Origin of the sequence: Nocardia arizonensis, from assembly GCF_001310275.1 — a bacterium.
Classification (GTDB): domain Bacteria; phylum Actinomycetota; class Actinomycetes; order Mycobacteriales; family Mycobacteriaceae; genus Nocardia; species Nocardia arizonensis.
In genome coordinates this window covers 1-665 of record NZ_LGYZ01000058.1, presented here as the reverse complement: position 1 = coordinate 665, position 665 = coordinate 1, and the positions used below count along the sequence as shown (strand labels likewise).

Below are 665 nucleotides of genomic sequence, written 5' to 3'. Positions count from 1 at the left end.
CGGAAGATGTCAACCTTTGTGGGGCGGGTTGTTCAGTGGTTCATTGAATCAACCGGTTGTTCCTGTTCGTCGTCGGGTTTGTTGATCCACGCGGCGGTGGGTAGCGCCGGTGGTTCGGGGTGTTTGCGCACGAACCGTTCTGGGTGGCGTTGGTAGGCGTCGGTGAGCACGTGGGCGCGGGCACCGCGCTGGGATTCGGCTCGGCCGTAGTGCACGTCGACGGGGTGGTGCCAAGCGATGCCGGAATGGTAGTGCTCGGTGTTGTACCAGGTGAAGAAGGACCTCGCGTGTGCTCGGGCGTCTTCGATACTGCCGAACCGTTCGGGGAAATCGGGCCGGTACTTCATCGTTTTGAACTGGGATTCACTGTAGGGGTTGTCATTTGAGGTATGCGGGCGCGAATGTGTCTTGGTGACACCGAGATCGGCGAGCAGGAACGCCACCGGTTTGGAGGCCATCGATGATCCGTTGTCGGCGTGGACGGTCAACCGGTCGCGGTCGATGCCGTGCTTGGCGATGGTGTCGGCGAGCAGCTTCTCGGCCAGCGTGGCCGATTCCCGCTCGGCGATCATCCAGCCGACCACGTAGCGGGAGAAGATGTCGATCACCACATACAGGTAGTAGTAGGACCACTTCACCGGGCCACGCAGTTTCGTGATATCCCA

The 665-nt window shown here is 60.9% G+C and carries 1 protein-coding gene; it reads right to left on the bottom strand.

Annotation, left to right across the window (positions count from 1 at the left end):
• Positions 1-32 precede the first annotated feature (32 nt).
• A partial coding sequence (locus APZ21_RS11185; RefSeq protein WP_156370979.1) for a DDE-type integrase/transposase/recombinase occupies positions 33-665 on the bottom strand: 633 nt, incomplete at its 5' end.